Here is a 24,796-nt window from a genome sequence, read left to right as displayed (position 1 = left end):
TCAGATGTGATTTGTGTCTCTCGCGCAAACGTTTGAGTTAAAGATAGGGGCTTAGATCGACAGGGTCAAGCGCCAATATACGGACATTCTTGCTTTCAGTACGGGGGTGCCGGGTGATTGCTTGTCTCGTTCCCGCAAAAATTACGCAAGCGTATGCGTTGTGTCCACTACTATTGAAGAATGGCCAACGGGGATCGACATTTAGTGAATATGGTGGACGTAGCCAGGGAGGCCGGCGTTTCGGTGAGCGCGGTCTCGCGCGCTCTGGCCGGGGGCAAGGGCGTGTCCGAACGCACCCGTCTCAAGATTCAGCAACTGTCCGAACAGCTCGGCTACGTGGTCTCACCCGAAGCTTCGAAACTCGCCGGCGGGCGAACCGGACGCGTCGGGCTTATCACTCCGACCATCAACGAGTGGTTCTATTCGGCTGTCATCGCCGGCGTAGCGGCAGAACTCACGGCCGCCGGCATCGATGTACTCCTCTACCCTCTCGACGACTCCGATGAGAGGCGCCGGTTCTTCGAGGACCTCCCGGCCCGGCGAAAAGTCGATGCCGTCATCAATATTGCCTTCCCCATCACCGAGGAGGAGTGGGAGCGTCTGGACGCGATGGGGGTCCACGCAGTTGTCGCCGGAATCATAAAGCCCGGGCGTCCCTCTGTCGGGATCGACGACGAATTGGCCGCGCGACATGCCGTCAATCATCTGCTGGGCCTGGGACACCGGCGGATCGCGATGATCAGCACCGTTGACCCGGAAGGCACCCACTACTCCGCCGACGAGAGCCGCGAGCGGGGATACCGGAGCGCACTGGCGGCGGCCGGCATTGACGTGGATGAGGAACTCGTGGTTCCCGTGCCATGGGGCATCGACGGCGGTGCCCAAGGCATGGATAAACTCCTGACCCTCTCACGCCTGCCCACCGCGGTATTTGCCTTCTCCGACGAAGTTGCCTACGGCGCTCTCCAAAGCCTGCGGCGAGCAGGACTCCGCGTCCCCCAAGACATGTCAATCATCGGGATCGACGACCACCCGATGGCAGAAACGATGGACCTCACCACGGTCCATCAAACACCGTTCGAGCAAGGCGTACTCGCCGGCCGTCTCTCCTTGGGCCTGATCAACGGGGAGTCACCCGACCAGCAAATCGTCTGCCCTGCAAGCCTGGTAGTCCGACGCTCCACCTGCCCCCCTTCAGCTATTGCGATGGCTTTGCCGGCTTAGACTGCGGCGCCGCCCAATTCGCCCGCCCGCAGGCGCGGCCAAATTCTGCTGGCAGAACAGGGAATGACTCTGGCCGAACTCAGCCGCCAGATCGGCATCAGCCAAGTAACCCTGCACGTCCTGAAAAACGACCGAGCCCGAGCCATCCGACTCTCCACACTGACGGCGATCTGCGAAGCACTGAACTGCCAGTCGGCGACCTACTGATCCTCCACGGACGTCTACCGAAATCCTCCCGCGCCGAACCGCCGCGATGAAGGTCGGGAGTTGCCTCAAGGGCTTCAAGGACCCGCTGACGGGTTCTCTGCCGTCGCCTATTCTGGTTCGCACAAGACCTCCTTCTCAGTCTTAAACTTCCAAAAAATGTGAGCCGAACCCAAATAATGTCATTCCCTGCCCCGCCAGGACCTCACTTCACCGGACGTCGATATCGGGCGGGTTTACCTGTCCTCGTTGACGTGGATGAGCCGCCACACCCCTGAGCGGGGGTCAAAGAAGAGATCGATGATGCAAAGTTCAAATGTTGCGCTGTTGCGCGCCTGCACACGCCAGCCCTCGAGAGCTCCGGTGCCGCTGCCCCCCGCGACGTTATCGGAGTATTCCGCCCTTTTGCTGCGGCCTACCCGATGACCGGCGTCGGCGTCGGGATCGATGGTCCAGATGCAGCCGTCATAGCGGACCGCCAGGGGCCGACCCCTGCAATCGAAGCGGATCTGCACTTCAAGGCCCGGAGCGCCCGCCATGTCCGTCTTGATGAACGTCCCCCAGGACTTGGGGTCTGCCGGAGCGTCCTCCCCTGGGAGACCCCTTTTCGGCTTGGCTCTGGCCCGGTACGGCCCATCCGGGTTGCTGGTCCACTGGCGCCTGTTGTCACTAAAGGACTCCAACTGACCCCGCTGTCATGCGGAGGATTTCCCGGTCGTGTCGGTCAGCGGGAGGGACAAAGTCGCCCTTGCTGAGAACGGTCAAGCCTGAATCGGTAACGGTGTAGCCGCGACGGCGGTCGTGGTCAGGATCAAGCCCGATGGTTGCTCCCGGTGGAACGCTGATGTTCTTGTCCAGGATGGCCCGCCGGACTACCGCCCCTTTTCCGATGTTGACGTTATCCATCAGTACGGAGTCTGTGACCCTGGCGCCGGTAGAAACGAACACATCGCGTGAAAGCACTGAGTTTTCCACGAAGCCTCCGGAGATGATGACCCCGCTGGAAATAATGGAGTCGACGGCCGTACCGTCCGTACCGTCATCGCCGCGGACCAGCTTGGCCGGGGGTGACACGCTCTGGCGGGTGTAGATTGGCCAGTCCGAGTTGTAGAGGTTGAATACCGGCGTTGGCGAGATGACGTCCTGGTGGGCCTCGTAATAGGAGTCGATGGTGCCGACGTCGCGCCAGTAGTTGCGGTCGCGGTCCGTGGCTCCGGGGACATCGTTATCCGAGAAGTCGTAGACGGAGGCTTCACCGCGCGAGACGAAATGGGGAATGATGTCACCGCCCATATCGTGCTTCGTATCTTGCCGTGCAGCGTCGTGCTCGAGCGCTTCCACCAAGGCGTCCGCGTCGAAGACGTAGTTGCCCATCGATGCCAGAAACTGGGAAGGGTCGTCGACGAGTCCCCGGGTCGAGGACGGTTTCTCGACAAAGGCGGCGATCCTCTTTGGCGCACAGGAGGCCACCCCCTCGGCCTGTTCAGGGCGTTCGACTTCGATCACGCCGAACTGGTTTGCCAGGGACAGCGGCTGGCGCACGCCCGCCACCGTGGCCTTGGCGCCGGAGGCGATGTGGCTTCGGACCATCTGTTCGAAATCCATGCGGTAGACATGGTCGGCGCCAACGACGACGACGATGTCAGGTTGGGCGTCATGGATGAGGTTCAAGGACTGGTAGATCGCGTTGGCGCTGCCCAGGAACCAGCTTTTGCTGAGTCGCTGCTGGGCCGGCACCGACGCGACGTAGTTGCCCAGTTGCGAGTGCATCCGCCACGTTTCGGAAATGTGGCGGTCCAGGCTGTGGGACTTGTACTGAGTCAGCACCACGATCTTGAAATAGCCCGAGTTCGTCAGGTTGGACAAAGCAAAATCGATCAGCCGGTAGCTGCCGGCGAACGGGACCGCCGGTTTGGCGCGGTCCTCCGTCAGGGGCATGAGCCGCTTGCCCTCGCCGCCGGCCAACACAATGGCCAGGACTTTCTGGACCTTCTGGACCTTCTGGACCTTCTTCTCAGCCATTATTGCTCCCTTGTGTTGGCATTGACGCGTTGATTCCGTGACGCGCTTCTTCATCGACCCCGGCCGGCGCCCGGTCATGCGAGGGCCGTGGGAGCCACCCCCGCCGGGTGCATCCATCGGCGGGGGTGGCATGACAGATCGTCAGGCGTTGGCGATGAGCCCCAGTTCGGCCTTCGAGGCCAGGGAGGGGTGCTTCGGGAACACGCGGACGGTGTAGCCGAAGGATCCGGAGCGGTTGATCAGGATGGAGCCGGTGAACAGGTGGCGCCCGTTGCCAAGGTCCTCCGTTTCAGTCAGCTCGACCAAAGCCACGTCCTCCAACTCGTCTCCGTCCTGGGCCCGGCCATACGCCACTTCAACCGACACGTCCTCGGGGGTCAGGTCGTGGAGGGCGATGTAGGCGTTGACCTGCAGGGTGTCGCCGATCTGCGGCTCCTCGGTGACGCCCACGGAATCGACGTGTTCCACGATGAGCTGCGGCCAGGCGTTCTGGACCTTGGTGGTCCAGGCCGCGAGTTCCTTCGCTTCCTTGAACGAGGCCGTTCCCGCCTGCCTGCCGGCGACAGCTGCCGGGCGGTAGAGGGTGTTCACGTAGTCCTGGAGCATGCGGTCGGCCGAGACTGCGGGGCCGAGGTGGGCCAGGGTGTGCTTGATCATGGAGACCCAGTGCGTGGGGACGGCTTCCGGGCTGGACTGGGAGGGACCCGCGGCGCCGGCATCTGCGGAGACGGTGGAACCGTAGAAGCGCGGGGCCACCTGGGTTTCGAGGAGTTCGTAGAGGGCGGCGGCCTCGATGTCGTCGCGTTCGGAAGGGGACGCGTCGTTGTTGGCGGTGGGGATCGCCCAGCCGTTCTCGCCGTCGTACATTTCATCCCACCAGCCGTCCAGGACGGACAGGTTCAGGGAACCGTTGATGGCCGCCTTCATGCCCGAGGTGCCGCAGGCCTCCAGGGGCCGGAGCGGGTTGTTCAGCCACACGTCGCAGCCCGGGAACAGGGTCCGGGCCATGGCGATGTCGTAGTTGGGCAGGAACACGATCCGGTGCCGGACGGCGGGGTCGTCGGTGAACTTCACCAGGTCCTGGATCATCTTCTTGCCCGCGTCGTCCGCCGGGTGGGACTTGCCGGCGATGACCAGCTGGATGGGGTGCTTGGGGTGCAGCAGCAGCGCCTTGAGGCGGGCCGGGTCCCGGAGCATGAGGGTGAGCCGTTTGTAAGTCGGCACGCGCCGGGCGAAGCCGATCGTCAGCACGTCCGGGTCCAGCACGGTGTCCGTCCAGCCCAGTTCCGCATCCGCGGCCCCGCGCTTCTTCCACGAAGCCCTCAGGCGCGTCCGTACATCCTCCACCAAAGCGGAGCGCAGCTCACGCCGCAAAGTCCACAGCTCCGCATCACTCACGTCGTAGATCTTGTCCCACCCGGTGGCATCCACATCGGTGCTGCCAAAGTACTTTGCAGCCAGCCTGCTCATCTTCGGGTCGATCCACGTGGGCACGTGCACGCCGTTGGTGACCGAGGTGATGGGGATTTCGGAGTGGTCAAAGCCCGGCCACAGCCCGGAGAACATCTCCCGGGACACCACCCCGTGCAGCTTCGCCACGCCGTTGGCCCGCTGCGCCAGGCGCAGGCCCATGACGGCCATGTTGAACACCGCCGGGTTGCCGCCGTCGTAGTTCTCACGGCCCAGTTCCAGGACCTTGTCCACCGGCACATCCGGTGCCAGGCCCGCTTCGAAGAAGTGCCTGATCTGCACGGCCTCGAACCGGTCGATCCCGGCAGGCACGGGGGTGTGCGTGGTGAACACCGTGGACGCACGCCCCGCGGCCAGGGCCTCGGACCAGCTCAGCGGGGCCTCGGAGGACATCAGCTCCTGGATCCGTTCGATGCCCAGGAAACCGGCATGGCCCTCGTTGGTGTGGAACACCTCCGGAGCCGGGGTGCCCGTCAGGCGCTGGTAGACGCGCAGCGCCTTCACCCCGCCCATGCCCAGCAACAGCTCCTGCTGCAGCCGGTGGTCACCGCCCCCGCCGTAGAGACGGTCCGTGATCCCGCGCGCCGCGTCATCGTTGGCGGGGACGTTCGAATCGAGCAGCAGAAGCGGAACGCGCCCGACATCGGCACGCCAGATGTGTGCCCGCAACTTCCGGTCACCGGGCAGCGGCAGCGTGATCAGAGCCGGCGAACCGTCTTCCTCGCGCAGCAACGTCAGCGGCAGCCCGTCAGGGTCCAGCACCGGATAGGTTTCCTGCTGCCAGGCGTCCCGGGAAAGGGACTGCTTGAAGTAACCGGCCTGGTAGAGCAGCCCGACGCCGATCAGCGGCACACCCAGGTCCGAAGCGGCCTTCAAGTGGTCCCCGGCCAGGATCCCCAAGCCGCCGGAATACTGCGGAAGCACTTCCGTGATCCCGAACTCGGGCGAGAAATAGGCGATGCACGCCGGGGCATCCGGACCCAGGCCCTGATACCAGCGCGGCTCGCTCAGGTACCGGTCAAGATCCGCAGCCGCGTGCTGGACACGCTCAACGACTTCGGCATCCGCTGCGAGCTCATGCAGTTCCTCGCGGTTGACCAGACCCAGAAAGGTCATCGGGTCATGCTTGCTTTGTTCCCAGGCCTCCGTGTTCAGGGCTGAAAACAGTTCTCGCGTCGGCAAATGCCACGACCAACGCAGGTTCTTCGCCAACCGTGACAACGGGGCAATTGCTTCCGGCAGAACCGTCCGGACCGTGAACCGTCGAATAGCCTTCACTTCCGGTCACCTTCGAATGCGGCCGAGGCCGGTTTGGTCAACGTTTTCATGCTGTGTACCTCCAAGAGGTTGTTGTGATCATTGGGTAGGTGGGGGAGCACTAGGTGCCGTCAGGTGAGGCGGCTTCTGCGGCTCCGCCTGGGCAGGGCAAGCGCTTACATTGGTTTTGCGCGGGCGCCGTTGGCCCGCGAGCGCTCCGGTCTTGAAGCTCAGACGCGGGCGGCGGTCTCCGGCTGCCGTCCTCGCGCTATTCCAAGGCCTCTTCGGCCCAGGAATAAGGGGACGTGTTGCTCATGGACCCGCTGCGAGAGCCTGGGAATTCCCGTTCGGGGCTGCCTGCCACGAACTGAGTCGTCAACACCCGGGACTGGTACCGAATGATTCCAAGCACGAGTTACTTCCTTCGTCTCTGGGAACACTGATCGGAGACCATCCGCCATGTTGTACCAGGAGGAATCTCATCACCGTTTCGTCGACGCGCCTTGTCGACGCGGGTCGATGGCTCGACAGTAGTTGGCGGCGCATCGGTGTGTCAAATATCACAATCATGAGCGGCGAGACCGCGTAATCATTGCCTTATTTGTGGATTTCGCCCGAAACGGCGCAAGGGTCTTACGGCTGGGTAGTGCGTGCCGCGGCGGTGCTTCCTCGTAAGGTCAGCAATGGTTCAGCGAGCCACTGCAGGGCATCCGTGCCCTCGCCCCTGAGGCGCCCGGAAAGAAATTGGGCCGCCTCACGCCCCATTGCTCTCGGCTCGGCGGACGCAGTGGTCAGGGCAGGCATGAAGCGCTCCGCAGAGCCGGCGCTGGTATTGATCGCGACAATGGAGAGAAACTCGGGAACTCGCCAACCATGGTTGGCCGCCGCACCCAGAAGGCCTGCAGTAGCCGCTTCATTGATCATCACCAGACCCGTTGTTTCCGGAGCCCCTTCGAGAATCTGTTCGAACACGTCGCGACCACCGGCAAGTGAGCTCGCGGCCGGGAACAGTCGAGCGTTGATACCGTGCCGCGACGCGGCAGCTGCCACGGCATCCCACGAGCGGACCATCGGGCCGTATCCGGCGTCCAGGGACTCCCGTGAATGCGTCACGAGCCCGATTTCCGTGTGCCCCAGGCCCACCAGATGCGCCACAGCGAGCTCGCCCATGGCTTCGAAATCCGCATCGACAAATGCCAGGCCGGCGGCATCGATCGGCCGTCCGATCGAGACGAACGGAACACCTGTCTCGAGCAGCATCGGAATCCGCTCGTCGAATGACCTGACTTCCATGAGGAGGATTCCATCCACCAAGCCCTGGGCCACTACCCGCTGCATCTCGCCCAGATCGTCGGGGTCCATTGGCCACAGAAGAAGATGGTATCCGTCCGCGCGCGCTTGCTCCGCCGCGCCTTGGACATACTCGAATTCCGTGGTGTTCATGCCTTGCTCCCCGACCGGGAAGATCAAAGAGACGATGCCGGTCCGCTTCCCGGCCAACCCCTGGGCCAGTAAGTTCGGCGTGTAGCCAAGTTCGGACATCGCCTGAAGGATGCGCTCACGCGTTTCGGGCGCTATCGGCCGGACACCGCTGAGGGCATAGGACACGGTACTCCGGGAAACGCCAGCAATCCGTGCGACATCGGCCATGGTTACCAAGGACTATCCCCCTACGTTGTCGGCGGCCGGACGGCGATGGGCCAGCGAATGACCGCAATCCGCCTGACGGCGATGCCCACCCATAGTAAACCGTAATCGGTTGGCAAAGTGGTCCAGCCATGCTGAGCCCACTGTTCCATACACTCGTCAGCTACGCGAGTACGCGGTCCCGGAATTTGTCCGGCCCCGACACGAAAGGGCTACGGCACGAAAAAGGGAACCACCCGCTCAGGTGGTTCCCTTCTCACAAAACTGAAGCCCTACTTGAAACATGAACCGCGTCCAGGTTTCGGGTAGGGCCCCTATGGTGGAGCTGAGGGGACTCGAACCCCTGACCCCCTGCATGCCATGCAGGTGCGCTACCAGCTGCGCCACAGCCCCATATTCTTGCTGCTTCACGAACCGGGGACTGGGGTGAAAATCTCGTCCAATTTTCGGATTCCTTCGAAGCAACTCAAATATCTTAGAACAGCATTTCCGAAAATTCCAAATCGGGCATATTCGGTTGGTTTGCCGCTTGGCGCCTAGGATTCCTCGATGGCTGGAGCCTTCGCCGAGGCGTCGTCACCGAGATCCAGATCCACCACCGGGCAGTCTTTCCACAGGCGTTCCAAGGCGTAGAAGACCCGGTCCTCGGTGTGCTGGACATGCACTACGATGTCAGCGTAGTCAAGAAGGACCCACCGGCCCTCGGAACGTCCTTCGCGGCGGACAGGACGAAGATCCTGCTTGAGCAGCTCTTCTTCGATGCCGTCAACAATGGCGTTGACCTGGCGTTCCGTTGGAGCGGAAGCGATCAGGAAGACGTCGGTCAGGGCCAGACGTTCGCTGACGTCCAAGGCGATGATGTCTTCGGCCAGCTTGTCCGCTGCCGCGCGGGCGGCGTGGCGGGCTAAGAGGACGGATTGTTCATGTGCAGTCACGGGACTCCTTGTATGCGGCTTCGAAGATAGATCGAAGCCTGTTTGGTGGCCTAAAGCCTATTGTTGTCAGCGGGAAAGTCCGCTGGTGATCATGATGATGCCCGCAATCAGGGCGACGACTCCGATGCCAACGAGCCCCAGGACCAGGAGCCGGGCACGCTGGGCGCGTCCGAGTCCCGCCGTCGCGGCGTCGAGCGGATCAAGTCCGTAAGCCGAACTTGCCGAGATGGGCGGATGTTCGGCCGGTTCGGCAAACGCTTCGTCACCTGATGCGGAGTCCGACGCCGGGCGCCGGCCTGCCGCTTTTGCGGCGGCTTCCGCACGCGCCAAGACGCCGGCCCGGCCGCGCAAGTTGCGTGGTTTGGCCGGCGCCGACTGCTCGGACTTCAATTTCGGTGCAGGGGAAGTCACAAGAGGGACAAAGGTGGTGCCGGGAGGCTTCATGACGGGACGATCCAGTCCCGGGACCTTAACGAATTCCAAGGGCGTGACCATGGCGAGGTTGCTGGCCGCAGAAGGCTCAACCCGGTCCTGAGCAGCAGGACGGCTGTTCTGTTCAGCAATCTTCTGCTTGGCCATGGCCCTCTTATTGAGGATCGCCTCGCGTTCAGCCTGGGCGATTTGTTCCGCCAGCACCTCAGGATCAGCAGGCTCAACGTCCGCCCCGGAAGCCTCAGGTTCGGCGACCGCGATCTTCTGCACTGCCGATTCCATTGCGACGATGTGCTCAAGCTTGTTGGACTGGTTGTTGGCTTGGGCAGCCAGGAGCTCGCGCGCCATCAAGGCCTGCTCCACGGTCATTTCCTGTGCGCCCGGAGGCGGCCCTGCCGTAACCCGGACACCACCGCCAGGCAATGTGCCGATGGGGGTGCCGCCGGAAGCCTGGGCTGGGATGCTGGATGTCCTGGGCCCGGATCCGGGCGCCGCAACGATCGGGATCGCGGAGGTACCAGGGGCAACTTCCTCCTGTAGCTCCTGCAGGCGCAACTGACGCCGCGTAGGGGGACCGCCTCGGGAAAGTTGCTGCTCCTTGTCCGCGAGCTCCTTGATGGCGCGGAGGGCGGCACGGTCGCGCGCACGGGCCTGGGATGAACGTTCCGCTGCCGGCTTCGCGTCCACGGGGGCATCGGCTACGCGGCGCACCCGATTGACCGAAGCGGCCCCGGGCGCGTGGTTGGCGTCGTCGGAAGAAGCGTTCTCCGCTACGTCGGGGCTTCCGCCTGTTTGTTCCAGGCGTCCGTCCCGGGCTCGTCGAAGGTCACGCCGGCTACGGATGGGGGGCTGTTCCTGGCTCATTCAAAACTCACTCAGTACGTGCTTGGTGGTCTGATCCGGTCATAGCATGCAGGGGCTCCCCCATGCCGGGCTTGCCCGAGTACAGCTTGTATTTGGCGATGTACTGCACCACGCCGTCGGGCACGAGGTACCAGACCGGATTGCCTGCACCCACACGCGCGCGGCAATCCGTCGAGGAAATCGCCATGGCCGGCACTTCCAGGAGGCTGACGTCCTCCCTGCCCATGCCATCGAGAACATGGCCAGGCCTGGTGACACCCACAAAGTGCGCCAAGGACCAGAGCTCGTCGACATTCTTCCAGGACAGGATCTGTGCCAAGGCGTCCGCGCCGGTGATGAAGAACAGATCAGCGTCCGGCCGCTGGGTCCGCAGATCGCGGAGGGTGTCGATAGTGAACGTGGGACCGGGGCGGTCTACGTCCACACGGCTTACCGTGAAATTGGGATTGGAAGCTGTAGCAATGACAGTCATCAAGTAACGGTGCTCAGGTTCGCTGACCTGCTTGTTCGACTTCTGCCAAGGCTGTCCGGTGGGCACGAAGACCACCTCGTCCAGCCGAAACTTGGCTGCAACCTCACTGGCAGCAACCAAGTGGCCGTGGTGAATGGGATCGAATGTCCCACCCATCACGCCCAGGCGAAGCCGGCGCCCCGTTTCCTCGAAGGGTTTTGCGGCGGAAATGTTAGTGACCCAGCCCTGGGTGCTTGGCTGGGTGCTGGCGGTGCGGATCCGAGTGCTCGTCGACGGCGTCGTGACGGTTGCCGAGGTTGGTGTAGGAGACAGCCACAAACATCAGGACCAGCAAAATGCTGAACATGGACACACCGAAAACCCACGGTTCAGCCCACAGCGGGGCAGGTGCCTCGTGTCCGGTTTCGCCCCCTTGAGCGAGAATGGAAATGGCGATCTGCTGAAACTGCATTTTCTCCCCTAGCGGTTCAAAGGATTTCGACGGCGGATCCTCCCACCGTTCAGGACTTCTGTTCTATGTTACAGCGTTGTTAGCCGCGGATCTGGCCTTCACCCTGCACGATCCACTTGGTGGTGGTCAGTTCCGTGAGGCCCATGGGACCGCGAGCATGCAGCTTCTGCGTGGAGATTCCCACCTCGGCGCCCAAGCCGAGCTCGCCGCCGTCAGTGAAACGCGTGGACGCGTTCACGATGACCGCCGCAGAGTCGACATCGGCGATGAACTTCTCAGCGTTGGCCAAGTTGTTCGTCAGGATGGCTTCCGTGTGGCCCGTGGACCACTTGCGGATGTGGGCAACTGCCTCGTCGAGGCTGTCCACCATGGCAACCGCGAGGTCAAGGTCCATGTATTCCGTAGCCCAATCGACGTCGTCGGCGGGAACGGTATCCACGGCACCGGACAGCGCTGCTTGGATCCGGGAATCGACGTGGAGAGTTACGCCGGCAGAACGCAGTGCGGCAGCGACTGCCGGCAGCACGGTCGATTTCGAGTGAACCAGGAGCGTCTCCACGGTGTTGCAGACGCTGGGACGCTGGGTCTTGGCGTTGAGCAGGATATCGACGGCCATGTCTTCGCTGGCGGACTCGTCGAGGAAGATATGCACATTGCCTTCGCCGGTCTCGATAACGGGCACGGAGGAGTTGCTCACCACAGTCTGGATCAGCTCGCGTCCGCCGCGGGGTATCAGCACGTCTACCCGGCCACGGGCACGCATGAGCACATTGGCACCCTCGCGGCCGAACTGGTCAACGGTCTGGACGGCGTCGGCCGGAAGGCCAACGGATTCCAGGGCGTCGCGGAGGATGGTCACCAGGGCCGCGTTCGTGTGGGCCGCAGCCGATCCGCCGCGCAGGATCACGGCGTTGCCGCTCTTCAGTGCAAGTCCGGCGATGTCCACGGTGACGTTGGGGCGGGCCTCGTAAATCGCTGCCACCACGCCCATGGGCACGTTGATCTGACGCAAGCGCAGCCCGTTGGGAAGAGTCTGGCCGCGGACGACGTTGCCCACGGGATCCGGCAGGCCTGCCAGGTTTTCAAGGGCCGCGACGAGGCCGTCGATGCGAGCGGGAGTCAGGGTCAGGCGGTCCAGCAAGGCGGGAGAGGTTCCGTTGCTGCGGCCTGACTCGACGTCCTTGGCGTTGGCAGCGAGGACCAGCCCCTGCTGTTCCTTGAGGGCACCACCGATAGCGTGCAGCGCGCGGTCCTTCCAGGCACGGTTCGCCTGGCTCATGCGCCGTGCGGCCTGCCGTGAGCGGTCCGCAATCGAATGCACGGCCGCTTCGACACTCTCAGGGGTGAGTGGCACGGTTCCCAGCTCCGGAATTTCCGGCACCTGGGCGGCATTGCCGGAAGCCAGGGCGTCGGTTATCACGGGAAAATCAGGGGTCAGGGCCTCAGTCATTCTCCAAGTTTACTGGAGCGGGCCAGTTGAACCAGTACGAGGTCGTCAACATGAACAACTACGCGGTCATATCCGCGGCCAAGGTCCTTGGCGAGCTCCTTGGTGGAGCGGCCAAGCATGCGGGGAAGTTCTTCCGAGGAATAGTTCACCAGTCCCCTGGCAATCACGGTGCCCTCGGCAGAGATCATTTCCACAGGATCGCCTGGTTCGAATTCGCCGGTCACTGAGGAAATTCCGGCGGGCAGCAGCGAAGTGTGACGGTCGCGCACGGCTTTGACGGCGCCGTCGTCGAGCACCAAACGGCCCCGAACAGAAGCGAGGTGGGCCAGCCACAAGAGGCGGACGGGTTTGCGGTTGCCGTTGATGGCAAACCACGTGCCTACGTCCTCGCCCGCGAGGGCGGCCGCGGCGTTGGCGGTGGACGTCACGAGGGCGTGGATGCCGGAGCCTGCCGCGATCGAAGCTGCCTCCACCTTGGTGGTCATGCCGCCGGTTCCGATGCCGGCTTTGCCTGCCTTGCCGATTGTCACGCCGACCAGGTCCTGGGGGCCAGTGACGAGCGGAATGCGCTTGGCACCCAGCGACGGCGGACCGTCGTAGAGCGCGTCGACGTCGGAAAGCAGGACCAGCGCGTCAGCCCTGACCAGGTGCGCCACCAAGGCCGCGAGCCGGTCGTTGTCACCAAAGCGGATTTCATGCGTGGCAACCGTGTCGTTTTCGTTGACGACCGGCACGACGCCGAGGTTCAGCAGGCGGTCCAGCGCCCGGTACGCGTTGCTGTGCTGCGTGCGCCGCATCAAATCATCCGCAGTCAACAGGACCTGGCTGACAGTGACACCGTGCGCCGCAAAAGCCTGCGAGTAGCGCGCCATCAACAGCCCTTGCCCCACACTGGCCGCGGCTTGCTGCGTGGCAAGGTCCTTGGGACGCTTTGCCAGGCCAAGCGGCGCGAGACCCGCCGCAATTGCACCGGAAGAGACCAGGATGATCTCCGTCCCGGAGTTGCGCTTCGTGGCCAATGCGTGGACGAGCGCCGTCAGTGCTTTCTCCGAGATGCCGCCCTTGATGCTGGTCAGCGAGGACGAACCCACCTTCACCACGATCCGCTTGGCGCCAGCCAAGGCGTGGCGCTCAGCGGCGTCGGCGTCTTCAGTCACTTCAGGGACGCGGGCCGTACTAGTCGTCATTTTCGGCTTCCAGGCCGCTTTCCTTCAGGGGCTTGGGTAGACGACGGCCGCTGACGGACTCAGTCCAGATGCCCGCCTTGCGCTCGGCTTCGAGCTCGGCGCGTGCTGCGGCCTTTGCTTCGCGGCGCTCAAGTTGCTCATCGCGCTTCTGCGAACGGGTAGGACGGTCGCCGATGTCGGCAACACGAATGTCGGTTCCTCGAGGCGTCGCCAGGAGTTCGGCACCCGCCATCATGGTGGGCTCCCAGTCGAAGACGACGCCGTCCTCTTCGCCGATCACGACGGTGTCCCCCGGAACGGCACCCATCTTGAACAACTCGTTCTCGATGCCGAGCTTGGCAAGGCGATCGGCCAGGTAGCCAATGGCTTCTTCATTGGTGAAGTCCGTCTGCTTGACCCAGCGGACCGGCTTCTCCCCCAGTACGCGGAAGAGCGGCTCGAGGTTCTTTTCCTCGCGGCGGATCTTGAAGCCGGACTCGTTGACGGAACGGGGGCGGAGCACGGGCGTTGGGACTTTGGGAGGCGCAGTGGCAACGGCCTTTCGGGCGGCCATGACAATCTCGCCCATGGCGTAGCTCAGTTGGCGCAGGCCTTCATGGCTCGTGGCGGAGACTTCGAAGACGCGGTAGCCACGCTGTTCCAGTTCGGGACGGACGAACTCGGCCATGTCCCGACCATCAGGCAGGTCCACCTTGTTCAGGACCACGAGCTTGGGGCGTTCGTTCAGGGGGACCACTTCGCCGTCAACGCCGGCGTAGCTCATGTCCACCGCGTACTTGTCCAGCTCTTGCTCGATGATCGCAAGATCCGAGAGGGGGTCCCTGTCCGCTTCCAACGTTCCGCAGTCCAGCACGTGCACCAGTGCGGCACAACGCTCCACGTGGCGCAGGAAGTTGTGGCCCAGGCCTTTGCCCTCGCTCGCGCCTTCGATCAGCCCGGGAACGTCTGCAATGGTGAATCGGACGTCACCGGCCTGGACCACGCCAAGGTTGGGGATCAGGGTGGTGAACGGGTAGTCGGCGATCTTAGGCCGCGCGGCTGACATCGCCGCGACCAGGCTGGACTTGCCTGCGGAGGGGAAGCCAACCAGCGCGATGTCTGCGATGGACTTCAATTCCAGGACGATGTCGCTGGAGTCGCCTTCAGTGCCGAGGAGGGCGAAACCGGGAGCCCTGCGCTTCTGCGAAGACAACGAGGAGTTACCAAGGCCGCCCAGGCCGCCTGCAGCGGCGATGAACTCGGTGCCTTCACCTACCAGGTCAGCAAGGACAACGCCGTCCTTGGTCTTGACCACGGTGCCGTCCGGGACGGGAAGCACGAGGGTTTCACCGTTCTTGCCGCCGCGCCAGTCGCCCATGCCGGGGCCACCGTTGGTTGCGTGGCGGTGGGGTGCGTGGTGGTAATCAAGCAGCGTGGTGGTCTGGGCGTCAACGCGCAGGATGACGTCGCCGCCATTACCGCCGTTGCCGCCATCGGGTCCGCCGAGGGGCTTGAACTTCTCGCGCTTAACAGAGACACAGCCGTGGCCGCCTGTTCCGCCGGATACGTGAAGTACTACCCGGTCTACGAAGGTCGCCACGTGTTTCTCCTCTATGTGGAAATTACTGCTTGAAGTGCGTGTTACCGGCTGATGCGCCGCCGCCCGCCCTAGTAAATTCTAGTGCGGTTAAAAAGACGGGTGGAGCGGGCCATACGGCCCGCTCCACCCGTTTAGAACGTGTTATTACTCTGCAGCTGCAGCAGCAACGATGTTCACTACGCGACGGCCACGGCGAGTACCGAACTCAACCGCACCTGCCTGCAGGGCGAACAGGGTGTCGTCGCCACCGCGGCCGACACCGGCGCCCGGGTGGAAGTGGGTGCCGCGCTGGCGGACGATGATCTCGCCTGCGGAAACGACCTGGCCACCGAAGCGCTTTACGCCGAGGTACTGGGCGTTGGAGTCACGACCGTTGCGAGTGGAACTCGCGCCTTTTTTATGTGCCATTTGAAATGCCTGCCTTTAAATTCTGGGGAATCTGTTGAAAACCTGAACAGCAACCAGTGGTTACTTGATACCGGTGATCTTGATCTTGGTCAGTTCTTGACGGTGACCCTGGCGCTTCTTGTAGCCGGTCTTGTTCTTGAACTTCTGGATGACGATCTTCGGACCACGGAGGTCTTCGAGGATCTCAGCCGTAACCTTGACCTTGGCCAGATCCGCAGCAGCGGAGGTGACCTTGTCACCGTCCACCAGGAGCAGTGCGGGCAGCTCAAGAGTGCTGCCGGCTCCACCGGGGACGCGGTTCAGGGTTACGTAGTCTCCAACGGAAACCTTTTCTTGGCGGCCGCCTGCGCGGACAATCGCGTACACCACTTGGGCACTCACTTCTCTCGACGTTTATTACTAAATTTGCGTGCGGAACCCCGATCCGAAAACGGGCCTGGTTCGCGCTGTGCCTCAACGCCGTGGACTCCGGTACGGAATCCATGAGTCATCCCTCAAACAGTTCCAAGTGAAAGGTAAGTTCCACATGAAGGGTTCCGAGGGGCATAACCCAAGTGTTGGCGTAAGCACCGAAGATCTAGATTACGCTAGTTTCGCCTTCGGCTGCAAATGAGGCCAGGTCCGGAGGCTGCCACGTGATGGCTGCCACAGACTGGCTATGCCGCCATCCGGTACCGTGCCCATACAGCCTACCCTGCCGGCCGGGAAAAGCTTGGATCCCCGCTCCGACACGCTGCGGCTTCTGCCTAAACAGCCTGACGATCCACCTTCTCCTCGTCAAAAACGAGGCTCACCCATGCACACGTGGAGCATCAAAGAACGCGGTTTCGTAGCGGCAGGACTGGGAGAATGCTTCCATCATCGCCGCCCGCTCCGCGGGTGTTGCTGCCTGCGCGGCAGCATCTGTGATGTCGATTGCTCTGCGGGTAGCCTGAGCAAACGCATCGTCCGCATAGGTACGCAGCCAGTCCGCGTAAGGGTGCTCCTCCGGGGTTTCAGCCTGAAGATAGCCATGATGGAGCTGCTGTCCCACCTCGGCGTACAACCAATAGCAAGGCAGGACGGCAGCCAGCAACACGGCATAGCTGGCCGACGCCGATGCCGCCAGCAAGTGGTCCACGTAGGCCTTGGTGACGGGGCCCGGCTCTCCGCTTGCCTGGCGTCCCCTGAGCCAGTTCCGATGCAGCTCAGACTCGACTTCAAGGCACATCTGAGAGCCGCGGGCCCAGAATAACTGTTCTGATTCACTCGGCGCGAGGGCGCTGGCACGCGCCAGAACGCGGGAGTAACCGTTGAGATAGATGGCATCCTGCGACAGGTAGTAGGTGAACTGTTCTTCGCTGAGCCCGCCGGATTGCAAGTCTTGGATGAAGTCCAAACCATAAATGGCATCGAGTTCCGTTTGGGCGGCGTCCCACATCCGGGCCGCGAAAGCACCCGGTTGGAGGGCGTGCTGGTGCGCGTGGAAATGGTTGATCGGTCCGTTGCCTTTCCCCACTTCCAGCACCTCGGACTGGGTCAGCGCCTCCTGGAGCCAAGGCTTGACAACGTGCAGTGCCGACTCCCAGTCGCCAAGCCGCGCCTTCGCCGTCGCCATCGCTGAGGACAGGGAACACCCGGTGCCATGGCTGTTGCGGGTCTCCACCCGCCGGCCGCCGAACTCGACGACGTCCTGGCTCAGGAGTCCTCCCGTGTTGACCAAAGCATCCGGGCAGTCGGCTCCCGGCAGATGGCCGCCCTTCACCAGGACGGTGTTTCCGCAGGCGGCAGCCAAGCGCTTGCCCTGCTCCAGCGCCGATGCCCAGTCAGTGGCCTCGGGTTCGCCAAGCAGCATGGCCAATTCAGGAAGGTTGGGGGTCACCAAGTCAGCGAGGGGCAGAAGCTCCCGCAGTGCGGTTTCAGCGGACTCCGCCAGGAGCCGGTCGCCACTGGTGGCGATCATCACCGGATCCAATACGACGACGGCGGGGCGCGCCTCGCCGAGCCAGCGGCGGACTTCGTGGATGACAGTCGCGTCCCCGAGCATACCGATTTTGACGGCATCAACCGTGATGTCGTCGCTAATGGCATCCAACTGCTGGCGCAAGAATGCTACGGGAGGCACATGGACGGCAGTGACTCCCCGCGTATTCTGTACGGTGAGCGCCGTGATGACGGCCATGCCGTAGCCGCCGTTGGCCGCAATGCTCTTCAGATCGGCTTGGATTCCGGCACCCCCCGAAGGATCCGAGCCGGCAATGCTGAGGACCCTGGGGATAGGGCGCTGGATGGCCTTGAGCGGGTAGACAGCTGATTGGGCTGAAACAGTCATACGAGACATCCCTTCGCCGGTGCTAACCGGACAGGTTCAACGGGTCTGGTCTCAGCCGGCTTGGTGCGCGGCACCCCGTGTCAGTGCCTTAGCTTAACCCGGATCACACGGCGCCCGCTCAAATCGCCGGCAACCCAGAAGCCCCGGCGGCTTCCACAGGAGTGGAAACGGCCGGGGCTTCGGACAGGGTATTGCGCTCAGAGCTCGGACTTGGGCACGCCGACCCCGAGGATGATCGGTTCCGCTGCCGTCGTCGACTTAGCCGGAGCAGCATCGGGAGCCTTGGCCTCGTGCGCGGCCCCGCCGGAGGCAGGGGCGGCAACCTCGTGGTGCTCCACGTCGGTGGCGTTGGCCGCACCCTGGGCCCGGCTGGCACTACGGTTGCGGCGGCCTCGGCGTCCACGCGAACCTGACTCCCAGGATTCACCGGTTGCAGCGGCGGAGGCCCCTGCGGGCGCTTCCTGGGCCGCTGTCGCCGTCGTCGCGGTGTCGGGGGCCTCGCCGAGGCCTGCGAACGCCCGTGCCAACAGATCCAAGCTCATGGCAGGTGCGACACTCGCTGGCTCTTCTTCGTGGTGGACGAAGGGCAACGCCACTTCCTCGCCGCCGAATCGCAGGACAGGCTTCGAACGTTCCTCGCCACTCGAAGCAGCAGCCGGAGCCTGGACCGGGGCCACGGGGGGCTGGACCGGGGTTGCCTCCGCTACGTGCCCGCCAGCGAGCGATTCCGCGGCGTGGTGTAGCTCGTCGTCGTGCAGGTGGGCAGCGTGGGCCGCAGCCGCGATGGTGGCGAGGGCAGCGCGGGTTGCTGCCTGGCGATTAGGATCCGTCGATTCAACATGGACCGGAGCCGGAGGGGTCAGCGGGAGCTCAGTAGTTCCTTGCCCCGTACCCCTGCCGCGGCGGCGCTTGCGCTGCTCCGGGCGGACGGTCGGCTGTGACTCAGTGCGCGGGTGGTGGTGCTCGGCGGCCACCACGTTGGCCCGGCGGTGCTCCACGGGCTCGTCGTGGGTGACGATTCCCCGTCCTGCACACGTCTCACACTGCTCGCCGAAGACCTCAAGCAGGCCGGTGCCCATGCGCTTGCGGGTCATCTGGACCAAGCCAAGCGAGGTCACTTCGGCAACCTGGTGCTTGGTGCGGTCCCGGCCGAGGCACTCGACCATGCGGCGCAACACGAGATCGCGGTTGGATTCCAGGACCATGTCGATGAAGTCGATGACGATGATTCCGCCGATGTCGCGCAAGCGCAGCTGACGGACCACTTCTTCGGCAGCTTCAAGGTTGTTCTTGGTGACGGTTTCCTCGAGGTTGCCACCGCTGCCGGTGAACTTCCCGGTGTTGACGTCAACAACGGTCATGGCCTCGGTGCGGTCGATCACGAGGGAGCCGCCGGAGGGCAGGAAGACCTTGCGATCCAATGCCTTGTGGATCTGCTCGTCCACGCGCCATGCAGAGAAGATGTCCTGGTCTGAAGTCCACTTCTCGAGGCGGCCTACCAGATCCGGAGCCACGTAGGTCACGTAAGCCTCGATGGTGTCCCAGGCTTCATCACCGGAGACAATGAGCTTGGAGAAGTCCTCGTTGAAGACGTCACGGACAACCTTGATGGTGAGGTCCGGTTCGCCGTACAACACTTCGGGAGCGAGGATCTTGGTGGACGTGGACTGGCTTTCGATGCCTTCCCACTGGGCCCGCAGGCGGTTGATATCGTGCGTCAGCTCTTCCTCGGAAGCACCTTCGGCCGCGGTGCGGACAATGACGCCCGCGTTGTCGGGGAGGCGATCCTTGAGGATCTTTTTCAGACGGTTGCGCTCGACGTCGGGCAACTTGCGGGAAATACCGGTCATTGAACCGCCCGGCACGTACACGAGGTAACGGCCCGGGAGCGAAATCTGGCTCGTCAAGCGCGCACCCTTGTGGCCAACGGGGTCCTTGGTGACCTGTACCAGCACGGAATCGCCGGACTTCAGGGCGTTTTCAATGCGGCGCGGCTTGCCTTCCAGAGTGACGGCATCCCAGTTGACTTCACCGGCGTACAGCACGGCGTTGCGGCCGCGTCCGATGTCAACGAATGCGGCTTCCATCGACGGCAGCACGTTCTGGACTTTGCCCAGGTAGACGTTGCCGATCAGGGAATCCTGCTGTGTCTTGGACACGAAGTGCTCCGCGAGCACGCCGTCTTCCAGGACACCGATTTGGATCCTGTCGTCGCGCTGGCGAACGATCATCTGGCGGTCCACGGACTCGCGGCGAGCCAGGAATTCGGCTTCGGTGATGACCTGGCGGCGGCGGCCGGTCTCGCGCGACTCGCGGCGGCGCTGCTTCTTGGCTTCAAGGCGTGTGGAGCCCTTGACGCTCGTGACGCGATCGGAGCTGCTGGTGGACTCAACGTGTGCGCGGGGAGCGCGGACACGGGTCACAGTGTTGGGGGGATCGTCGTCTCCGCCGCCCGTCAGCTCCAGATCCTGGTCGCCACGACGGCGGCGCCGACGACGGCGGGAGGTCACGCCTTCCTCAAGGACTTCCTCGGTACCGGCTTCCACCTCGTCGTCGGATTCCGCGGAAGCTTCTTCTCCCGCCGCATCTTCGCGTTCGGTGCCGCGACGCCCACGGCGCCCGCGGCTGCGACGGCGGCGGCGGCTGCCGGCATCGTCGAGCTCGCCTTCCTCGGCAGTTTCCTCAGCCTCGGCTCCAGATTCCTCTTCGACGACGGCCGGCCGGGCAACTGCGCTCAAGTCCGGTGCCTGGAAGATCATGGACGTGACGGAGCCAGGCTCCAGGAACAGCGAGGCGACCGGGCTTGCAGCTGCGGGCTCAGCGGCCGGTTCCTCAGTGGTTTCCTCGGGCGCAATCTCCGCAGCCGGCGGTTCGACGGGCGCAACTTCGGTAACCAGCGCTTCAACCCCGGCTTCTTCGGCAACCGGCTCTGCGGTCTTCGCCTTCGTAGTCCGACGACGGCGGACCGGCTTTTCCGGCGCAGCTTCAGTTTCTGCCGCAATTTCAGGTTCCACGACGGCGACAGCCTCTGCTGCCTCGCCACCGGCGGGCGCTTCTTCAGCGAATCCTGGCAGCGGCTCGGGAGTTTCGACCTTCTTACGTGTCCGGGTGCGCCGAACAGGAGCCTTGGACGCTTCGGCACCTGCGTCTTCGGTAAGCGGCTCCGCAGCGGATGCGGCAGCTCCGGCGTCGGGGGTTTCTTCCGCAGCGACCGTCTTCGGCACCGCCTTGCGGCGGGTTCGGGTGGCTTTCTTGGGCGCTTCAGTGGTCTCGGTGGACGCCGCATCTTCGGCGGCGGCTACAACTTGCTCGTTATCCATATGTGGTGACACTCCTGCCCTTGCGCAACCGCCACATCCGGCGCCCAGAGGGGCAAATATTGTCAAAACCCGCAGGCGTTGACAGAAGTCAGTAGTGGTCTTTCCGGTTCGCACCAGCTTGAGGGTGCGGCATTCACGGAAAGCCGGCCTTGATCCAAACCCGTTGTTCTAATGCCACAACCAGGTGCCGTCCATTGCCACCGCGGGCCCACCGTGGATCAACGGATCCTGGGCATGCCCTGCACGTGAATGGCGGTCTTGCGAACAAGATACCGGACCGGATTCCGCATGTGGATCGGCTTCCGGCCATGTTCATTCTCTCACACGCCCGCGCTCCCGGCAGGAATCACCTCGCGAAAGCTTCCGTGCCGCGACCCTCTGGACGCCGCATCCAGCCACCGCGGCTAGAATCCTCCCAAGAGCACCCCCGGCCCTGGGCCGGGCTTTTCAGTAAAGGACCGCTAACCATGCCGAGCCCCGCCAGCCAGAACCTGGCCAATAGCAACGCCCGCTCCCTCCGGCAGGAGAAAACCGGGAAGGACAACGCAGGGAAGAGCCCCGATGGGGGAAACACCGCCGACGCGGCCGTGCCGCGCATGGTCCGCGACCGGCCCATTGCATGGTTGCTGCTCGTCACCGGTGCCATAGCCTGGCTGGCATCCGGCGCGCTCGTCCTTGAGAAATTGCAGGTCCTCATCGACCCGAACCACGCAACGGTCTGCGACGTCAATCCGTGGGTGTCCTGCGGCAGCGTCATGAAGACACCGCAGAGTTCGGTCTTCGGCTTCCCCAACATGTTCATCGGCATCGTGGCCTTTGCCGTGATCATCACCACTGCCATGGCCATCTTTGCGGGGGCCAAGTTTGCCCGCTGGTACTGGATCGGGCTTCAGACCGGCGTGACACTGGGCTTCATCTTCATCGTGTGGCTGTGGTCGCAGGCTTTGTATGTCATTCACATCCTGTGCCCGTTCTGCATGGTGGTGTGGGCATGCATGATTCCGCTTTTCGTGTTCGTGACCATCAGGAACGTGGTGCATGGGGTCATTCCGGCTCCCACCCGCTTGGCCAAGATCCTGGGCGAATCCGGTTGGATCATTTCCGCGCTGCTCTACGTTGCCGTGATTGCGAGCATCTTCTTTGCCTTCATCAACGTCTTCATTGGCACATCAGGCTACTGAGCGCTTATCCCGTAATTGAGCAATTAACTGCAGAAGGGGCCCGTGTTCGCGTGAACATGGGCCCCTTCTGCCATTGGCTTGGGGAAAACTACGCGCCGAACCAGATCTTGATCTCGCGCTCGGCGGAATCCACCGAGTCGGAACCGTGCACCAGGTTCTGCTGCACGGCCAGGCCCCAGTCGCGGCCGAAGTCACCGCGAATGGTGCCGGGAGCCGCCGTCGTCGGGTCCGTGGTTCCAGCAAGGGAGCGGAAGCCCTCGATCACGCGGTGGCCCTCGAAGATGGCCGCGACGACCGGGCCGCTGAGCATGAACTCAACCAGCGGCTCGTAAAACGGCTTGCCCAAGTGCTCTTCGTAGTGCTCCTCCAGCAGCTCGCGGGTGGCGTTGACCTTCTTCAACTCGACCAAGGAGTATCCCTTGGACTCAACACGGGCGAGGATGCTGCCGCTCAGGTTGCGGGCGACGCCGTCGGGCTTGATCAGTACAAGGGTGCGCTCAATGCTCACGGTTGCTCCAATGTGGTGGTGTGTGGGTTTCCCAGCCAGTTTACGGGGTTTGGCTCAAGCGGACTGACCCGTAGCGTCTTCCCCGTGCGAGGCGTTCCACTCGGCTTGCTCGCGATCGCGCTTGGCGTTGTCGCGGTCAATCCTCATGCCGGCGCGGATGCCGTACCACCAGCACGCCGCAAACAGGATTCCCACGACGAACATCGTAGGCTCGGCGAATCCGGTAAAGATCAGGACCAGCTGCATTGCCCAGCCAACTCCGACGCCCCACGGCTTGCTGAGGACAGCACAGGCGAGGACCAGCACCACGCTCAATGTAATGCCGAAGGTCAGGATCAGTGCCGGCGATATCTCTCCGCGCTTCAAGCCGAAAACAGCCAGGGTGGCGAAGAACGCGACGAAAGCTTCCAGGAGGAGCACGGTCGAAGCGAACATCACTTTGGTGGAACGGCGCTTCTTGGGCATCCCCGGGCGCCACTCGCGCTGGGCCTTCGTGAGTTTGGCCATGCTTAGGCACCAGTCTTTCCGAGGAGCATGCGGGCTTCGGCCACCACGGTGATGGAACCAGTGACAAGTACCCCGCCGGCCAGGTCTTCGTTGGCTTCAGCGCGTTCCACAGCCCATTCGATCGCGTCATCCAGCTTCTCGGCAATGTGGACGTTGTCCGCACCGAAGCCAAGGTCGACGGCGAGATCGGCCAGTTGCGCGGCCGGGATAGCCCGCGGTGAGCTCGACTGCGTGAAGCAGAACTCCTCTGCCAGTCCACCCAGGGATTCCTTGAGCTGCCGCAGGATTTCTTCCGCGTCTTTTTCCTTGAGGACTCCGAGGACCACCACCAGCTTGCTGAAGCTGAAGGCCTCTTCAATTGCCTCGGCCGAGACGCGTATGCCATCAGGGTTGTGCGCGGCGTCCACGATGATCGTGGGAGCGGTGCGTACCACTTCAAGACGGCCGGGCGACGTGACGTTGCCGAAAGCCTCGCGGAGGACATCGCCGTCGAGCTCCTTCTCGCCGCCCCCCAGGAACGCCTCAAGGGCCGCGACGGCGACCGCGGCGTTCTCAGCCTGGTGGGCGCCGTGCAAGGGCAGCAGCAGGTCCTGATAGCGGCCCGCGAGACCCTGGATGGTCAGCACTTGACCTCCAACGGCGACGCTGCGGGACTCCACGCCGAATTCGACGCCTTCGAAGCGGAACGGCACACCAACCTCGCGCGCCTTCTCCAAAAGCACCTGCGCGGCGTCCACGGGCTGGGCCGCGCTGACCAGGAAACCGCCAGGCTTGATGATCCCGGCCTTCTCGCGGGCGATGTCCTCGGTGGTGTCGCCGAGGAGATCCGTGTGGTCAAGTGAAATCGGCGTGACCACGGAAACCTGGCCGTCGCCCACGTTGGTGGCATCCGTGATGCCACCAAGGCCAACCTCAATGACAGCGACATTGACGGGCTGGTCAGCGAAGATCGCGAAACCCAGGATGGTCAGGCACTCGAAGTACGTGAGCCGGGGCTGGCCGTCGGCCTCGAGTTCCTTGTCCACGATCTCGAGGTAAGGCCGGATCTCGTCCCAGATCCGGACGAAGGTCTCATCCGAAACCGGCTCGCCGTCGATGCTGATGCGTTCGGTGACCTTCGACAGGTGCGGACTGGTGTAGCGGCCGGTGCTCAAGCCATGGGCGCGAAGCCCAGCCTCGATCATGCGGGCTGTGGATGTCTTGCCGTTGGTGCCCGTGATGTGGATGATGGGGAACGCCTTGTTAGGCTCCCCTAGCACGTCCATGGCCCGGTACAGCGGCGCCAGCCGCGGCTCCATCTTGTTTTCCGGGGCGCGGCCCAGGAGTTCGGCGTAGACGCTTTCTACGGAGAATTCGTCGCTCATGTA

The 24,796-nt window shown here is 63.4% G+C and carries 21 protein-coding genes, 1 tRNA gene and 1 riboswitch; of the genes, 3 read left to right on the top strand and 19 right to left on the bottom strand.

Annotation, left to right across the window (positions count from 1 at the left end; genetic code table 11):
- The first annotated feature begins 210 nt into the window (after positions 1-210).
- Together OOZ51_RS12710 and OOZ51_RS12705 are read left to right on the top strand one after the other, a co-directional pair.
- Positions 211-1,224, top strand: coding sequence for a LacI family DNA-binding transcriptional regulator (locus tag OOZ51_RS12710; RefSeq protein WP_265980022.1), 1,014 nt, complete (start codon positions 211-213; stop codon positions 1,222-1,224).
- A 63-nt stretch (positions 1,225-1,287) separates the two neighbouring features.
- Positions 1,288-1,431, top strand: coding sequence for a helix-turn-helix domain-containing protein (locus OOZ51_RS12705; RefSeq protein ID WP_416346378.1), 144 nt, complete (start codon positions 1,288-1,290; stop codon positions 1,429-1,431).
- Positions 1,432-1,664: 233 nt separating this feature from the next.
- On the opposite strand, the gene OOZ51_RS12700 is transcribed toward OOZ51_RS12705, so the two are convergent.
- From OOZ51_RS12700 to OOZ51_RS12625, 16 genes are all read right to left on the bottom strand, one after another.
- Positions 1,665-2,111, bottom strand: coding sequence for a hypothetical protein (locus tag OOZ51_RS12700; protein WP_265979974.1), 447 nt, complete (start codon positions 2,109-2,111; stop codon positions 1,665-1,667).
- A complete protein-coding gene (gene glgC / locus OOZ51_RS12695; protein ID WP_265979973.1) occupies positions 2,098-3,450 on the bottom strand; it encodes a glucose-1-phosphate adenylyltransferase in 1,353 nt (450 codons plus the stop codon). Before glgC ends, OOZ51_RS12700 begins: the two co-directional genes overlap by 14 nt.
- A 141-nt stretch (positions 3,451-3,591) precedes the next feature.
- The gene (gene glgP / locus OOZ51_RS12690) at positions 3,592-6,198 is read right to left on the bottom strand and encodes an alpha-glucan family phosphorylase (RefSeq protein WP_265979972.1); all 2,607 of its coding nucleotides are present in this window, start codon (positions 6,196-6,198) and stop codon (positions 3,592-3,594) included.
- Between the two features lie 612 nt (positions 6,199-6,810).
- Positions 6,811-7,827, bottom strand: coding sequence for a LacI family DNA-binding transcriptional regulator (locus tag OOZ51_RS12685; protein ID WP_265979970.1), 1,017 nt, complete (start codon positions 7,825-7,827; stop codon positions 6,811-6,813).
- 314 nt (positions 7,828-8,141) lie between these two features.
- Positions 8,142-8,217: transfer RNA gene (locus tag OOZ51_RS12680), tRNA-Ala, on the bottom strand.
- A 143-nt stretch (positions 8,218-8,360) separates the two neighbouring features.
- Complete coding sequence (rsfS, locus tag OOZ51_RS12675; protein WP_265979969.1) at positions 8,361-8,759, bottom strand: ribosome silencing factor; 399 nt, start codon at positions 8,757-8,759, stop codon at positions 8,361-8,363.
- Positions 8,760-8,825: 66 nt separating this feature from the next.
- Positions 8,826-10,055 carry a hypothetical protein gene (locus OOZ51_RS12670; RefSeq protein WP_265979967.1) on the bottom strand — a complete coding sequence of 410 codons (1,230 nt, stop codon included), beginning with the start codon at positions 10,053-10,055 and terminating at the stop codon, positions 8,826-8,828.
- Between the two features lie 7 nt (positions 10,056-10,062).
- The gene (gene nadD / locus OOZ51_RS12665; RefSeq protein WP_416346377.1) at positions 10,063-10,683 is read right to left on the bottom strand and encodes a nicotinate-nucleotide adenylyltransferase; all 621 of its coding nucleotides are present in this window, start codon (positions 10,681-10,683) and stop codon (positions 10,063-10,065) included.
- Between the two features lie 55 nt (positions 10,684-10,738).
- Entirely contained in the window at positions 10,739-10,978 is a 240-nt protein-coding gene (locus tag OOZ51_RS12660; RefSeq protein ID WP_184741684.1) for a hypothetical protein, read from the bottom strand.
- Between the two features lie 79 nt (positions 10,979-11,057).
- A complete protein-coding gene (locus OOZ51_RS12655; RefSeq protein WP_265979966.1) occupies positions 11,058-12,428 on the bottom strand; it encodes a glutamate-5-semialdehyde dehydrogenase in 1,371 nt (456 codons plus the stop codon).
- Positions 12,425-13,615, bottom strand: coding sequence for a glutamate 5-kinase (proB, locus tag OOZ51_RS12650; protein ID WP_265979965.1), 1,191 nt, complete (start codon positions 13,613-13,615; stop codon positions 12,425-12,427). The genes OOZ51_RS12655 and proB overlap by 4 nt, the downstream gene beginning before the upstream one ends.
- A complete protein-coding gene (gene obgE / locus OOZ51_RS12645; protein WP_265979964.1) occupies positions 13,605-15,194 on the bottom strand; it encodes a GTPase ObgE in 1,590 nt (529 codons plus the stop codon). Before obgE ends, proB begins: the two co-directional genes overlap by 11 nt.
- A gap of 144 nt (positions 15,195-15,338) precedes the next feature.
- Complete coding sequence (rpmA, locus tag OOZ51_RS12640) at positions 15,339-15,602, bottom strand: 50S ribosomal protein L27 (protein WP_003803426.1); 264 nt, start codon at positions 15,600-15,602, stop codon at positions 15,339-15,341.
- A 60-nt stretch (positions 15,603-15,662) separates the two neighbouring features.
- Entirely contained in the window at positions 15,663-15,971 is a 309-nt protein-coding gene (rplU, locus tag OOZ51_RS12635) for a 50S ribosomal protein L21 (protein ID WP_028267456.1), read from the bottom strand.
- Positions 15,972-16,392: 421 nt separating this feature from the next.
- Positions 16,393-17,913, bottom strand: a complete 1,521-nt coding sequence (locus OOZ51_RS12630) for a bifunctional hydroxymethylpyrimidine kinase/phosphomethylpyrimidine kinase (protein WP_265979958.1) — start codon at positions 17,911-17,913, stop codon at positions 16,393-16,395.
- Positions 17,905-18,001, bottom strand: a riboswitch (TPP riboswitch). (Overlaps the previous gene by 9 nt.)
- A 109-nt stretch (positions 18,002-18,110) precedes the next feature.
- Complete coding sequence (locus OOZ51_RS12625) at positions 18,111-21,233, bottom strand: Rne/Rng family ribonuclease (RefSeq protein ID WP_265979957.1); 3,123 nt, start codon at positions 21,231-21,233, stop codon at positions 18,111-18,113.
- A gap of 467 nt (positions 21,234-21,700) precedes the next feature.
- Here OOZ51_RS12625 and OOZ51_RS12620 point away from each other — a divergent pair, with 467 nt between their 5' ends.
- Entirely contained in the window at positions 21,701-22,414 is a 714-nt protein-coding gene (locus OOZ51_RS12620) for a vitamin K epoxide reductase family protein (RefSeq protein WP_265979955.1), read from the top strand.
- 88 nt (positions 22,415-22,502) lie between these two features.
- Here the strand turns inward: OOZ51_RS12620 and ndk are convergent, their stop codons facing one another.
- The 3 genes from ndk to OOZ51_RS12605 are packed head-to-tail and all read right to left on the bottom strand — an operon-like array spanning position 22,503 to position 24,793.
- On the bottom strand, positions 22,503-22,922 hold the full coding sequence (ndk, locus tag OOZ51_RS12615; protein ID WP_265979954.1) for a nucleoside-diphosphate kinase: 420 nt from the start codon (positions 22,920-22,922) through the stop codon (positions 22,503-22,505).
- A 54-nt stretch (positions 22,923-22,976) separates the two neighbouring features.
- Complete coding sequence (locus OOZ51_RS12610) at positions 22,977-23,429, bottom strand: DUF4233 domain-containing protein (protein WP_265979952.1); 453 nt, start codon at positions 23,427-23,429, stop codon at positions 22,977-22,979.
- A 2-nt stretch (positions 23,430-23,431) separates the two neighbouring features.
- Complete coding sequence (locus OOZ51_RS12605; RefSeq protein ID WP_265979950.1) at positions 23,432-24,793, bottom strand: bifunctional folylpolyglutamate synthase/dihydrofolate synthase; 1,362 nt, start codon at positions 24,791-24,793, stop codon at positions 23,432-23,434.
- Between the last annotated feature and the right edge of the window lie 3 nt (positions 24,794-24,796).

The sequence above is a fragment of the Arthrobacter rhizophilus genome (assembly GCF_026241105.1).
Classification (GTDB): domain Bacteria; phylum Actinomycetota; class Actinomycetes; order Actinomycetales; family Micrococcaceae; genus Arthrobacter.
This window is presented reverse-complemented; position numbering and strand designations above follow the sequence as displayed.

Excerpts from the sequence above, each read along its gene's own strand:
- OOZ51_RS12710 (WP_265980022.1), top strand. The coding sequence starts at position 211 with ATGGTGGACGTAGCCAGGGAGGCCGGCGTTTCGGTGAGCGCGGTCTCG.
- OOZ51_RS12705 (WP_416346378.1), top strand. The coding sequence starts at position 1,288 with ATGACTCTGGCCGAACTCAGCCGCCAGATCGGCATCAGCCAAGTAACC.
- glgC (WP_265979973.1), bottom strand. The coding sequence starts at position 3,450 with ATGGCTGAGAAGAAGGTCCAGAAGGTCCAGAAGGTCCAGAAAGTCCTG.
- OOZ51_RS12685 (WP_265979970.1), bottom strand. The coding sequence starts at position 7,827 with ATGGCCGATGTCGCACGGATTGCTGGCGTTTCCCGGAGTACCGTGTCC.
- OOZ51_RS12670 (WP_265979967.1), bottom strand. The coding sequence starts at position 10,055 with ATGAGCCAGGAACAGCCCCCCATCCGTAGCCGGCGTGACCTTCGACGA.
- nadD (WP_416346377.1), bottom strand. The coding sequence starts at position 10,683 with ATGGGTGGGACATTCGATCCCATTCACCACGGCCACTTGGTTGCTGCC.
- OOZ51_RS12660 (WP_184741684.1), bottom strand. The coding sequence starts at position 10,978 with ATGCAGTTTCAGCAGATCGCCATTTCCATTCTCGCTCAAGGGGGCGAA.
- OOZ51_RS12655 (WP_265979966.1), bottom strand. The coding sequence starts at position 12,428 with ATGACTGAGGCCCTGACCCCTGATTTTCCCGTGATAACCGACGCCCTG.
- proB (WP_265979965.1), bottom strand. The coding sequence starts at position 13,615 with ATGACGACTAGTACGGCCCGCGTCCCTGAAGTGACTGAAGACGCCGAC.
- rpmA (WP_003803426.1), bottom strand. The coding sequence starts at position 15,602 with ATGGCACATAAAAAAGGCGCGAGTTCCACTCGCAACGGTCGTGACTCC.
- OOZ51_RS12630 (WP_265979958.1), bottom strand. The coding sequence starts at position 17,913 with ATGACTGTTTCAGCCCAATCAGCTGTCTACCCGCTCAAGGCCATCCAG.
- OOZ51_RS12625 (WP_265979957.1), bottom strand. The coding sequence starts at position 21,233 with ATGGATAACGAGCAAGTTGTAGCCGCCGCCGAAGATGCGGCGTCCACC.
- OOZ51_RS12620 (WP_265979955.1), top strand. The coding sequence starts at position 21,701 with ATGCCGAGCCCCGCCAGCCAGAACCTGGCCAATAGCAACGCCCGCTCC.
- OOZ51_RS12610 (WP_265979952.1), bottom strand. The coding sequence starts at position 23,429 with ATGGCCAAACTCACGAAGGCCCAGCGCGAGTGGCGCCCGGGGATGCCC.
- OOZ51_RS12605 (WP_265979950.1), bottom strand. The coding sequence starts at position 24,793 with ATGAGCGACGAATTCTCCGTAGAAAGCGTCTACGCCGAACTCCTGGGC.